Source organism: Streptomyces sp. NPDC102274 (genome assembly GCF_044766385.1).
Lineage (GTDB): Bacteria > Actinomycetota > Actinomycetes > Streptomycetales > Streptomycetaceae > Streptomyces.
Genome location: NZ_JBIWLW010000015.1, coordinates 113,789 through 127,303 on the forward strand (window position 1 = coordinate 113,789; position 13,515 = coordinate 127,303).

A 13,515-nucleotide genomic window follows, 5' to 3' on the forward strand; every position below is an offset into this window, starting at 1 on the left:
CATCGCATCCGGCAGGGATCTGAGTGGGGGTGGAGGTGGCCGCAGACTACACAGGTGACGAGGCCGGTGTGAGCGGCCTCGGGCCTGTCCATCAGCGGGGCCCAGCCCCGGCACAGCACTGCCATGAGGAGCCGGTTCGTTGAGCGTCGTCCTGTTCCGTCGACCGACCCGCCGTCGCGGCCCGGACATGCCCGAAGGGGAATTGAGCCTCCAGGAGCCACCGACGCTGCCCGAGACGGTGCCGGACAACTCGGCGGTGTGGACGTACCTGCCCATGGCCATGATGTCCACGTCGATGATGCTGATGTTTCTCCGGCCGGGTTCGGCCGGTGTTTTCACATACATGGCACTCGGCATGATGATCCTGGCTTCCGGCGCCATGCTGATCGGCCAGGTGATGCGCAAGCGCGAAGAACGCAAGCAGCGGCTGCGCGGCGAACGCCGGGATTATCTGCGCTACTTGTCGCAGACCCGGGGGCGGGTGCACCGGGCCGTGATCGAGCAGCAGCAGGCACTGGCCTGGCGTCATCCGGAGCCGAAGGCCCTGCGTTCGATCGTGCGCACCACCCGGTTGTGGGAGCGCCGGGTCAAGGACGAGGACTTCACCGAAGTACGGATAGCCGTCGGTGATCAGCAGCTGGCGCTGCCCTTGTCCACACTGTCCACCAAGCCGGTCGAAGACCTCGATCCGCTGTCCTCGCACGCGCTGCGGCGATTCCTGCGGGCCTACAGCGTCGTGCCCGACCAGCCGATCGCGCTGTATCTGCGGTCCTGGGCCCGGGTGCTGTTGCGGGGCGACGAGACGGCGGCCCGGAACCTGGTCCGCGCCGCACTGTGCCAGCTCGCGCTCTTCCACCCGCCGGAGGAGGTGTGGATCGCGCTGTGCGTCGCGGACGAGCACCGCGACGAGTGGGAGTGGACGAAGTGGCTGCCGCACAACCTGCATCCGCAGGAGCAGGACGGAGCGGGCCCGGCCCGCATGGTGGCGTCGGCCTTCAACGGCCTGGAGGAACTGCTGGGCACGGAGTTCGGCGAGCGGCCGGTCTTCGACCCGGAGGCGTCGCCGGGCAGGGACGAGCCGTTCACGGTGATCGTGCTGGATGGCGTCACGGTGCCGTCGGGGCACCGGCTGGACGGCCCGGGATTCCGCAACGCGGTCGTCGTCGATCTGGCCGGGGCCCTGCGCTGGCGGCCGGGACGCATCACTCTCCGGCTCGATGTACGGCCGGACGCCGTCCAGTTGGTACAGACCGACCGCAGTCGCAAGGAGCAGACGACCCGGCTGGGCCGCCCCGACGCGATCGGCCCCACCGCCGCCGAGGCGCTGGCCAGGATGGTGGCGCCGTACCGGATGAGCCTTACGGCCGACGCGGCCGAGCCGCTGGCCACCGACGTCGAGCTGACGGCCCTGCTCGGCATCTCCGACCTGTACCGGCATGATCCCGCGGTGCTGTGGAGGCGCGGCACCGGGGCCGCCCGACTGCGCGTCCCGGTCGCGGTGGGCGCCGACGGGATGCCGGTGGACCTGGACATCAAGGAGTCCGCCGAGGGCGGCATGGGTCCGCACGGCATGCTGATCGGGGCGACCGGATCGGGCAAGAGCGAGCTGCTGCGCACCCTGGTACTGGGCCTCGCGCTGACCAATTCCTCCGAGACGCTGAATTTCGTCCTGGTGGACTTCAAGGGCGGTGCCACCTTCCTCGGTCTCGACGAGCTGCCGCACACCTCGGCGGTGATCACCAATCTGGCGGAGGAGACGGCGCTGGTGGAGCGGATGCAGGACGCTCTGCACGGCGAACTGATCCGGCGTCAGGAATTGCTGCGGGCGGCCGGCAACTACACCTCGGCGCTCGAATACGAGAAGGCGCGCGCGGCCGGCACCCCGCTGGCGCCGCTGCCGAGCCTGTTCGTCGTGGTGGACGAGTTCAGCGAACTGCTCGCCGCGCACCGCGAGTTCATGGATCTGTTCGTGATGATCGGCCGGCTCGGCCGCTCTCTGGGCGTGCATCTCCTGCTCGCCTCGCAGCGTCTGGACGAGGGGCGCATGCACCAGCTGGAGAGCCATCTGTCGTACCGCGTCGGACTGCGTACCTTCTCCGCCATGGAGAGCCGAGGGGTTCTCGGGGTGCCCGACGCCTACCAGCTGCCGTCCCAGCCCGGCAGCGGCTTCCTGAAGAGTGGTGTGGACGCCCTCACCCGGTTCCGGGCCGCGTATGTCTCGGGAGACTACCGGCGCCGGCGTGGTGCGGTGGCGCAGGCCAGGGTGGCCAGCCAGGTGGTGCCGTGGACGGCGGGCTGGGTGGTGCCCCGGGCGCCCGCCCATGAGCCGGATCCCGAGCCGGACACCGCAGAGGACGAGAAGGCCGACTCACTGATGTCGGTGGCCCTGGACCGGCTGCGCGACGCGGGGCCGCCGGCCCACCAGGTGTGGCTGCCGCCGTTGGACCTGCCGCCCGCCCTCGACGAACTTCTGCCGGGTCTGACCCAGCACCCGGAGCGTGGACTGACCGCGGCGAGGTGGCCCGGAGTCGGCAGCCTGCGCGTACCGGTCGGCGTGGTGGACAAGCCGTTCGAGCAGCGGCGTGACCCGCTGGTCGTCGACCTGTCGGCGAGCGGCGGCCACGTGGGCGTCGTGGGTGGCTCACAGAGCGGTAAGTCGACGGTGCTGCGCACCCTGATCACCGCGCTGGCCCTCACCCATACACCGCGTGAGGTGCAGTTCTACTGCCTCGACTTCGGCGGCGGCACGCTCCCGGCGCTGGCCGGGCTCCCGCACGTCGGCGGGGTGGCGTCCCGGCTGGACACCGAACGGATCAACCGTACGGTGGCCGAGGTCACCGGGATCCTCAATCAGCGGGAGCAGTTCTTCCTGGACCACACCATCGACTCGATGGCCTCCTATCGCAGGCGCCGGGCAGCCGGTGAGTTCGCCGACGAACCGTACGGGGACGTCTTCCTCGTGGTGGACGGCTGGGCGACGCTGCGTCAGGACTTCGACGCCCTCCTGCCGACGTTCAACCAGATGGCGGCGCGCGGCCTCAACTACGGTATCCACCTGGTCGTCGCCACGGCCCGCTGGCTCGAACTGTCCGCGCAGGTGCGCGACCAGGTGGCCACCCGGCTGGAGCTGCGGCTCGGTGACACGATGGACTCGGTCGTGGACATCCGCAAGGCGGCCTCCGTGCCCCGCAGTCCGGGCCGCGGCCTGACCGTCGAGGGCGAGCTGCACTTCCTTTCGGCGCTACCCCGCATCGACGGCCAGGAGAGCACGGAGGACCTCAGCGAGGGCGTGGCCGCCCTGGTCGAGCGGGTGGCCGGGGAGTGGCGGGGGCCTGTCGCCCCGCCGGTCCGGATGCTGCCGCACCGGCTGCCGGTCTCCGAACTGCCGGCGCCGGAGCTGGCGGACGGGCTGCGGTTCCCCATCGGCCTCGACGAGGAAACGCTCTCCCCGGTCTGGCACGATCTCAGCAGGACGCCGCATCTGATCGCGGTCGGCGATTCCGAGAGCGGCAAGACCAACCTGTTGCGGCTCGCCGTATCGGCGATCACCGCTCGCTACACCTCCGCCGAGGCCCGCATCCTGGTGGTGGACTACCGGCGCGAACTGGTCGAGACGGTTCCCGAGGACTACCGGCTGGGACACGCGGTGTCGCTGGACGCGCTGCGTGAGCTGGTGGGAGGCTCCGCGCGGGCGCTGAAGACCCGGCTGCCCGGCCAGGACGTCGCGCCGGCCAGGATGCGGCGAGCGGACTGGTGGTCGGGACCGCGGCTGTTCATCCTGGTCGACGACTACGACATGGTCGTCGGCAGCAACGCCTTCGACCATCCCTTCGCCCCGCTGTTCGACTATCTGGCTCTCGGGCACGAGGTCGGCCTGCACATGGTGGTGGTGCGCTCCGCCAACGGCTCCGGCCGGGGGCTGAACGACCAGTTGCTGCGGCGTCTGGACGAGGTGAACACGCCGGGTCTGCTGCTGTCCTGCCCGCCGTCCGAGGGTTATGTGTTCGGCAACATCAAGCCGCGCAACCTGCCGCCGGGCCGGGCGCAGCACATCGTCAGGCGGCAGGCCACGCTGATCCAGACGCCCCTGGTGGACGCCCCCGTCGGCGGGTAGGCGGCGTCCGGTACGGGTAGGCGGCGTCCGGTACCGAACGAACGCGGTGCTCCGATACGGCCGGTCCGATGAGGGGGTCCGCGGCCCCGCCCTTCCGCTGCGGGTTCGTTCCGGTGGGAGGGGCCGCTTCGCCCGACGGCACCGCGGGATGGTGGGTGTCGCTCAGCTCGTCCCGGTGGGGCGGTTCCGCGCGGCCGCACGCCAGCCGCGGGCCCGGCCGCGCGGGACGACGGCGGAGGCCCAGACCACCAGCAGGAGCAGGGCACCGCCCCCACCGGCCACCAGCAGGGCACGCCGCGTGGTCCCGGCATCGGTGTGCTGCTCGGGCAGCCGGACCGCTTCCTCGGCGGGCTTCTCGCCGTGCGTGGCGGTGTCGGGCACCGAGGTGAGCGCGGCGTACGGGTCGAGCCGTGGCACATCGGCCGGGTAGGCGGTGGTGGTCAGCCGGTTCGCGGTCTCGGCAGCGGTCAGCTCGGGGTCCGCGGCTCTCACCAGGGCGGCCATGCCCGCGACATAGCCGGCGGCGAGGGACGCCCCGGAACCGATGAAGTGGCCGGTGCCGCCGGGGCCGATACCGATCACACCCGCGCCGGGTGCCGCGAGATCGGCGTGCCGGGGGGCCGGCGAGCCCTGCGGGGCCTGTCCCTCGGCGTCGACGGCGACGACGGACAGGACGCCCGCCTCGTCGGCGGGCCAGTAGCTCCGGGGCGGTGTGTCGGTGGACATGGTCGTCGTGGTGGCGTCGGGCACCGCCGCGGCCACGATCAGCGCGTCGTGGCCGGCGGCGTAGGAGACCGCCGCGGTCAGTGTGCGGGAGCGGTCCGCCAGGGCCGGGGAGACCTCGATGATCCGGGCCCCGGCATCCACGGCGGCCCGGATGCCGCCCGCGACCGTGGTGTCCGTCGCGACACCGCGGTCGTCGGTTCCCCTGACGGCCAGGATGGCCGCCTGCTGGGCCACACCGGCGAAGTGGACGCCCTTGACGGGCGCCGCGGCGATCAGCCCCGCGACGAAACTGCCGTGCCCCACACAGTCCTGATCCGCTGTCGCGCCGCCCACTGCCGTGACACGGCCGGCCAGCGCCCGCGCCTGTTGTGACACCCCGGTGTCCACCACCGCCACTTTCACCCCGGCGCCGCTGCCGGACGGCCAGACCTTGGGCAGTTCCAGGCTCCGCTGTTCCCACGGTGTCGCCGTCGCCACCTCGTGCGACGCCGATGTGCAGGAGGCTCCCGCGGCCAACCGGGATGGCATCACGGGCAGTCGTACGGCGCCGGGCTCGGCCGCCGAGGCGGGTACGCCCACGCTCAGCGGCGTCCCCGTGGCCAGCAGCAGCGGAAGCAGGACGGTCAGGGCGCGTCTAGGTCCTGTCCGGCCGGTGACCTGTGTCCTGGGCACGCTGTCGCCCTGCGGCTCGTGAAAACCCGGCAGTCCGGTCACTCGCCGACCGCCGCGCGCAGCGCGACATCCTCCGGGAGCAGCGTCCGCAGATCCCCGATGCCGGGACTCTTCACGACGCTGAGCCGACCGGCCTGACGGGTCATCATTCCCTCCAGGGCCTGGCGGGCCAGTCGCGCGTTGCCGAACGAGCGGTCCCGCGGCAGCGAGTCGAAGTACTCCCGCAGCAGTTGGCCGGTGCCGGGTCCGCAGTCGTAGCCGACCGAGGCCGCGTGCCGGCGGACGATGGTGACCAGCTGGTCCGAGGAGTAGTTGGCGAACTCCACCCGCCGGGAGAAACGGGACGACAGACCGGGGTTGGAGGACAGGAAACGTTCCATCTCCTCGGTGTAACCGGCGACGATGACCACCACGTCGTCGCGGTGGTCCTCCATCAGCTTCAGCAAGGTGTCCACTGCCTCCTGGCCGAAGTCCGAGCCCGATGAGGAGCCGGCCGGCGTGAGCGTGTATGCCTCGTCGATGAACAGCACGCCGCCCAGGGCGCGTTCGAACACCTCGCGGGTGAGCTGCGCCGTGTGGCCGATGTAGCGGCCGACGAGATCGGCGCGGGCCACCTCGACGAGCTGTCCGCGCGGCAGGACGCCCAGCGAGACCAGCAGTTCGCCGTAGAGCCTGGCGACCGTGGTCTTGCCCGTACCGGGCGGGCCGGTGAAGACCAGGTGGTGGCTGATGCGAGGCGCGGGGAGCCCGGCCATCTCCCGCTGCCGGGCCGTCGACAGCAGGTTGACCAGGTCGGTGACGTCCCGCTTGACGGCGTCCAGGCCCACCATGTCACCGAGGCGGGCCAGCGGCCCGCTGCTCTCATGTTCCGCTCCCGCGGCCCCGGACGCCGCGGCGGCCGCCTCCTCGCCGACGTCCTCGGGCAGCAGCAACGTGAGGTCGTGCTGGGACACGTCCGTCTGGGTGGCCAGCCGGAACGCCTGCCGGTCCACCATCTCCTCGAACACCTGCCTGGCGGCACGGCCGTTGCCGAAGGAGGCGTCCTTCGGCATGCGCTCGAAGTGCACGGTGAGGGCCTTCCTGCTGGTCTCGTCCAGCGTGTACTGGTGCGCGGCACACATGTTCTCCATGATGGCCACCAGCTCGGGCACCGAGTAGTTCTCGAACTTCACGGTGCGGGAGAAGCGGGAGGCGAGGCCGGGGTTGGAGGAGAGGAAGGACTCCATCTCGGCGGAGTAACCGGCGGCCACCACGACCACGTCGTCGCGGTGGTCCTCCATCAGTTTGAGCAGGGTGTCCACCGCTTCCCGTCCGAAGTCGGCGCCTGACCCGCGGCCGTCGGACAGCAGGGTGTACGCCTCGTCGATGAACAGCACACCGCCCAAGGCGCGGTTGAAGGTCTCGGTGGTCTTGATGGCGGTTCCGCCTATGACCTGCGCCACCAGGTCGGCCCGGGAGACTTCGACCAGATGGCCCGAGCGCAGCGTGCCGAGTTCGGCGAGGATGGTGCCGTACAGCCGCGCCACGGTGGTCTTGCCCGTGCCGGGCGGGCCCGCGAAGATCAGATGACGGCCCATCGGTGGCGCCGACATGCCCAGCCGGGTCCGGCGTTGGGTCAGCTGGGTGAGGTTGATCAGTGTGCGGACCTGGTGCTTGACGTTCTGCAGGCCGATGAGTGAATCGAGTGCGGCGAGCGGTCCGTCCTCACGAGCCAGATGTTCGCCGCCGTCCGTGGCTGCCGCGGCGGGATCGGTACCCTCCGCATCGCCGGCGCCCCACGCGTCCCGTTTGCCGTTGCCGGTGCTCGTCAGGCCCTCCACGGCCACCCGATCACTCTGCTTGGTCTGGATCAGCCCACGGCCGGCGTTGTCCCGGGCGACGCAGTTGACCACGGCCACCGGCTCGGTGCTCTCGATCCGGAAACCGTCCTTCGCACCGCCGATGACCTCGCAGGCATTGAGGGATCCCCGGCCGCCGTCGGCGACCAGCACGCCGTGCCCCGCACTGCCGCGCACCTGAACGCGGGTGGCGGTCAGTTCGCCTTTCTCCGCCACAGAGATGCCGGGCGCCCCGGGTTCCTGGATCACGCAGTCCCGTATGGTCACGATGCCCTCGGTACCGATCGAGAGCCCGGCCCCGCCGGACGAGCCGATGGTGCCGCCGCCGATGTAGACGCTGCCGCCGTCCTCGACCCGGACGCCGACGCCGCCTGCCCGGTCGATCTCGCAGTCCTCCAGTCGGCCCCTCCCCTCCATGACGACCTCCACGCCATCGCCGCGCGACCGGCCGACATGGGCCCGACGCAGCAGTGGATTGGCGCCGGAGCGTATGGAGACACCTGTCCCGAGCGCGTCCACGATCTTCAGCCGGTCCAGCTCCGCCGCTGATTCCTCCTCCAGCAGCACGGCGGTCTCGGCGGTGTCGCGGACCGTCAGTCCGACCAGGACCGGCGAAGCCAACCCCGCCACGCGGAGCGCGGGTGCCTGTGCGGCCTCCAGCCGGCAGTCTTCGAGAGTGCCCCGCGCCCGGTTGGTGATCAGCAGCCCATGGCCGCGGGTGCGTGTGGTGCGGCAGCGGCGCAACAGGGGATCGGTGCCGTCGCTCAGCACGATGCCGGGGCCCGATGTGCCGGTGACCCGCACGTCCTCAAGTGTGGTGCGGGACTGGCTGGTGAGATACACACCGGTGCTGGTGTCGTGTACGACGGTGCGCGTCACCCGGGTGGTGCTGTGGCCCTCCAGCGCGATGGCCGGCTTGTCGGTGGAGGAGACGTCGCAGTCCTCGACGGATCCCTGCGCCTGCCCGTTGGCGAGTACGCCGTTGCCGCGTGCGTCCCGGATGGTGCATCCGCGCACCGTGATCCGGCCGTGATCCCCGATCACCACCCCGGTGGTGCCGAGGTGCTCGATGGTGCAGGACTCCAGGGAACTCTCCGCCGCCGAGGTGGCCACCACCCCCGCGCCGCCCGGGTTGCTGATCCGGCAGTCCCGCAGGGCCAGCGAGCCGTTGGCCCGTGCGATCAGTGCCGTCCAGGCGGCTCCGGTGATCTCGCAGCCGTCCATGGCCACCTGTCCGCGCGGCGCGTCGACCACGGGCAGGTCCGTGTCCCGGCCGCGCAGTGTCAGGTCGGTGAGCATCACCGCGTCGGACTTGAGCACCAAGGCGCTGCCGCGGTGCGGGGCGATCTCCACGGTGCCACGGCCCTGCTCCGCGACGATGGTGACCGGGGTCGTGATGACGAGGTTCTCGGCGTACTTTCCCGGCCGGACACGGATCACGGCACCACTGCGCGTCCTGGCCAGGGCCTCGGCGATGGTGGGGGAGTCGTCCGCGGATCCGGGGCCGACCGTCAGCAGCTGGCGTGGCACGCGTCGATCCTCCTCAAGTGGTCACCGGTGGGTCGCCGGACCCGGGCGCCTGATACGGGTACCGGCGCAGTTCGAGTGGGGGCTACGGCGCGGGCCAGGACACTGTCGTTCATGAGGACGGGAGGAAACACTTCCCGACCATACGAGCGGGCGCGGGCGGTTCCTTGAACGAAACCACCGCCGACGCCCAGCGCTGCCCCTTTGGACGGTGGACTCTGCCCTATGTTCCGGCTTCCCGGGCCGGCCCCCCCGGACGGTGGCCGCCCCCGGCCCTGGACCACGCGAGTACGTCCCCTGACGGCCGGGAGCGTAATGCCGTGCCGGTGCGGCGGAATATCCCGGTGGCTTTCCGGTGAATACACCGGCGGCGCCAGGTACGGCCAATGAACGACTCGGCCGCGAACTGCCCTTTCATGCAACCCCATTGCCTCCTGGTGCAACAAGGTCGACCGGCCGCCCCAGGCAGTTGTATGCTCCTTATCGTTCAACGCGGTCGATCTTCCCCCGAGATCGGCCCGCTTGGCGAAAGTCATTGCCCGGACTCACACGGCCGGGCAATGACCTTCGCCGGAGGTACGCTTTCTCCGGCCCACGAGGCCCGGGTCGGCAAGATGCCCGTACCGGAGATGTTCGCCTCAGAAGGCGCCGGAGCGTATTGCGTAGGCAATGGCATGACTGCGGTTACGCAACCCCAACCGCAGGGTCATTGCCCCGACAATGCTCTTGATGGTGCGTTCGGAATAGTTCAGCTTGTCCGCGACTTCGCTCGTGTCCAGTCCGTCGGCGAGGAGTCTGAGGACCTCGACCTCGCGGTCCTTGAGTCCTGACAGGTTGAGACCGAGTGGATCGAGCACACTGCCCTGAATATCCCTGACCTGATCGATCAAGGATTTCACCAGCATGTGCGGCAACTCGGCCCGACCTTCTTGGCTGCTCAGTATCGCCTGCAGCACCTGCCCCATACCACCGCTGTCCGACCGGGATACGAAGCCGACCAGACCGTATCGTACGGCACGCAGTAGTTTCGACTCGCTGATGCCTTCCGCGACCAGCACGATGCGCAGATCACGATTCGAGGCCGTGGATGTCAAACGCTGCATCGACATCAGGGTTTCCTCGGTCACCTGCCCGACGAACATCACGGCCACATCGGCGTCACCGTGCAGAGCGGGCGGGAGAAGTTTGACCCGGCTGCCGGCCCGGAAATAAGAAAGAGCGCCATCACGCGTCATCACGTCACTTGCGATGACTGCCAGCGCCGGTGCAGCCACAGTTTTCTCCTTGCGTGAACATCGTTCGTCCCGTGCAAGACCGTCAGAGTAGTGGCCGAGGCAGCATTCATCGGTCTGCGCCTGATTTCCGCGAGGTCGACGAACCGCAGCACTGACGCACCCCGGTGGTCCGACCCCACGGACCAGAGCCTAGGCAGCGTGCGCCGAGTGATCCAATGTCGCAAGCACACTGCTCCTGCCCGGGCGTATGTCTGATTCCCGACGGCCTGGGAGCCCGATCGGCGAGAGCCGGTAGCCGGTAGCCGGTAGCCGCCGTCATGAGGCATCGCGAACACCGCGTCGTATGCGCCGGGCCGGCAGACGCGGAGCGGGTGCGAACGGCGAAGGTCGCACTGGCAGTCCTAGGCAGAGCCGTGCCCGCTCCGCGCGTCCCGCGGAACGCGACGAGGTCTTTAGTGGTGTCAACGGCACCGAACCGGGCGCCGAACGGGAAAAGGACGCGCACCATGACACCGCCACCCCCTCCGCTGCACCGATTCTCGTGGTGGCACAGCAGAGACCGGGCAGAACGCCGGCCGTCGGACCGGAACGCCACCACAGCACCCCGGACGACCGGGGACCCCCTTCACCACGACATTTCCCCCAGCCACGCCGCCGCTACGACGACGGCACACGATCTTGAAGGAACAGAGATGAGCAACGAGGCGAACTACAGGCGGTTCGACGTGATCGTCGTCGGCGGAGGTTCGGCCGGCGCGGTGCTCGCCAACCGGCTGTCCACGGACCCGTCGCGCTCGGTCCTGCTGCTCGAAGCCGGACATGCCTACGAGCGCGGTCAGTACCCCGATGTCCTGCTCGACTCGGCGCGCGTCGGCGGTGACGCACAGCACGACTGGGGCTACCTGGCCAAGGCGGGTGTGACCGATGCCGAGATAGGCGCGCTGCGCGGCAAGGTGCTCGGCGGCAGTTCGGCGATCAACGCGGCGGTGGCACTGCGCGCCCGCGCCGGCGACTTCGCCCACTGGACCGCCCGCGGTGTGACCAACTGGTCGTTCGACGAGGTCCTGAAGACCTATCGCCGCCTGGAGCGGACCACCGCCGGCGAGGACGCCTTCCACGGCCGCACCGGCCCGTTCCCGATCCACCAGCAGACGTTCGACGAACTCACCCCGTCCCTCAAGGCGTTCATCGATGCCTCGGACCGTCTGGGATTCCCCCGCCTGACCGACCCGAACGCCGACAAGCAGAACGGCGTCGCGCCCTACCCGTTCAACATCGTCGACGGAGTCCGCCAGAACAGCGCCCTGGCCTACCTCACCGACGACGTCCGCCGCCGCCCGAACCTCACCATCCTGGGCGGGGCCGAGGTCGACAAGCTGCGGTTCGCGGGCCGCTCGGCCACCGGTGTGCTCACGGTCGACGGGACCCTGTACGAGGGCGGCGAGATCATCCTGTCCGCGGGTACCTACGGAAGTGCCGCCATCCTGATGCGTTCCGGCATCGGTGTGGCGGGCGACCTGGCCCACCACGGCATCGAGGTCGTCTCCGACCTTCCCGTGGGCCGGCGGTTCCAGGACCACCCCTTCTACTACAACGCGTACGCCCTCAAGCCCGAGGTGAAGGAGATGACACCGGCCGGCGGTGCGATCGTCTGGACCGGCTCCTCACTCGCCCACCCCGACGAACTCGACCTGCACATCTCCGCCACCCACCTGATCGACCCGAGCTACAGCCCGACGGGCGGAGCCATCGTGCTCGCCATCGCCGTGGTGCGACCGGAGTCCATCGGCTCGGTGAAGCTGCGCAGCGCCGACCCGAAGGACGCCCCGCTCATCGACTACAACTTCCTCGCGACACCCCGTGACCGCAAGCGCTTGCTGGAGGGCGTCAAGCTCAGCCGGGAGATCGCCCGGGACGCGGCCTTCGCCGCCGTCTCGGCCGGCGAGATGATGCCGGGCGAGGCCGTTCAGTCCGACGCGGACCTCAGCAAGGCCATCCGTGAGAACCTCGCCACCTACCACCACCCCACATCCACCGCCCCCATGGGCGGCCCCGACGACCAGTGGGCCGTCGTGGACGGACACGGAGCCGTGTACGGGGTCGAGAACCTGCGCGTCATCGACGCCTCGATCTTCCCCGAAGTGCCCTCCACCGCCACCAATCTGACCACGATCATGACCGCCGAGCACATCTACCGGCAGGCCCTGAGCCACTGAGCCGGCCGGCACACCGCCGCACCCCGGCCCCATCGGCCGAGCGGACGGACTCCGGTCGGCCAGGCGATACTCCTCACCGCCCACAGCCTCCGCGTACGACGTACCCACCCACGTCGCCCGCGGAGGCCGCTGTGTGTGCGGGCCCCGCACGGCTCGCCGTCGAGCGGCCACAGCCCGTACCTGGGTCTCGCAGTGCCACCCTGGCCACTCCTGTTCGCCCGGTGATGGGCGACCATGGAAACCATGGACACAAACGACGAGCTCCGTGACTTCCTCCGGGCCAGACGGGCACGGCTGAAGCCGGAGGAGGCGGGTCTCACCCCCGCGGACAAGCTCCTCGACCAGTCGCGGTCTCGTCGCGTTCCCGGTCTGCGCCGTGAGGAGATAGCCCAGCTCGCCGGTGTGAGCGTCGACTACTACGCGCGTCTCGAACAGGGCAGGGCACGACACGTCTCGGAGCCCATCCTGGTCGCCATCGCGGACGTACTGCGGCTGAACACGACGGAGCGCGCCTACTTCTTCGCCCTGGCCACCCAGCACGCCAGGCCCGCGGCTCATGCCGGCCCCAGCACGGTCCCTCGCCTACGGCCCGCGATCCACCGCATGCTGGAGGAGTTCAACTCACCCGCTCTCGTGCTCGGCCGGGGACTGCAGATCCTGGCCATGAACCGGCTGGCCCGGTCCTTCCTGTTCGACATGGACACGGTCCCGGCCAGGGACCGGAACCTCGCCAAGTGGATCTTCCTGGCTCCGGAGGCGCGCCGCCGGTACGTGGACTGGGAGAGCAATGCGGCGGACATGGCCGCCGTGCTGCGCGCCGAGGCCGGAGCGAGCCCCGACGACCGGCTGGTGAGCGATCTGGTGGGCGAACTGGCGGTCAAGAGCCATGAGTTCCGCCGTATGTGGGCCGAGCACCACGTCTCCGCCTGCCTCAACGGTGTCATGCGGATCAGACATCCCGATGTGGGAGTGATCGAGGTCGAGTACGAGGCCCTCCAGGTCCACGGCGACCAGGACCAGAAGCTGATCCTCTACGCGGCCCCCGAGGACTCACCGTCCGCCGAGGCCCTCAGCCTGCTGGCGAGCTGGACCGCCCGTCCCAGCCTCCCGGACCACGGCCTGCCCCGCCTGCCCGGCCTGCCCGCCACGTCGACGCCCGCGGAACACCATGACGTCTGAGCGACGCC

The 13,515-nt window shown here is 70.1% G+C and carries 6 protein-coding genes; 3 read left to right on the forward strand and 3 right to left on the reverse strand.

Features of this window, described 5'->3' with window-relative positions; all coding sequences use genetic code 11:
• Positions 1–187: 187 nt before the first annotated feature.
• The gene (gene eccCa, locus ACIRQP_RS21380) at positions 188–4,114 is read left to right on the forward strand and encodes a type VII secretion protein EccCa (protein WP_403892545.1); all 3,927 of its coding nucleotides are present in this window, start codon (positions 188–190) and stop codon (positions 4,112–4,114) included.
• Positions 4,115–4,276: 162 nt separating this feature from the next.
• Here eccCa and ACIRQP_RS21385 read toward each other — a convergent pair whose 3' ends face one another.
• The 3 genes from ACIRQP_RS21385 to ACIRQP_RS21395 form a co-directional block, all read right to left on the reverse strand.
• Positions 4,277–5,512, reverse strand: a complete 1,236-nt coding sequence (locus ACIRQP_RS21385) for a S8 family serine peptidase (RefSeq protein ID WP_403892390.1) — start codon at positions 5,510–5,512, stop codon at positions 4,277–4,279.
• 38 nt (positions 5,513–5,550) lie between these two features.
• The gene (locus tag ACIRQP_RS21390; RefSeq protein ID WP_403892393.1) at positions 5,551–8,880 is read right to left on the reverse strand and encodes a right-handed parallel beta-helix repeat-containing protein; all 3,330 of its coding nucleotides are present in this window, start codon (positions 8,878–8,880) and stop codon (positions 5,551–5,553) included.
• 635 nt (positions 8,881–9,515) lie between these two features.
• Positions 9,516–10,151 (reverse strand): LuxR C-terminal-related transcriptional regulator, encoded by a 636-nt coding sequence (locus ACIRQP_RS21395; protein ID WP_403892396.1) that lies wholly within the window; start codon positions 10,149–10,151, stop codon positions 9,516–9,518.
• Positions 10,152–10,804: 653 nt separating this feature from the next.
• Between ACIRQP_RS21395 and ACIRQP_RS21400 the strand changes: the two genes are divergently transcribed.
• A complete protein-coding gene (locus ACIRQP_RS21400) occupies positions 10,805–12,328 on the forward strand; it encodes a GMC family oxidoreductase (RefSeq protein WP_403892399.1) in 1,524 nt (507 codons plus the stop codon).
• Positions 12,329–12,571: 243 nt separating this feature from the next.
• On the forward strand, positions 12,572–13,507 hold the full coding sequence (locus tag ACIRQP_RS21405) for a helix-turn-helix transcriptional regulator (protein ID WP_403892402.1): 936 nt from the start codon (positions 12,572–12,574) through the stop codon (positions 13,505–13,507).
• Positions 13,508–13,515 lie beyond the last annotated feature (8 nt).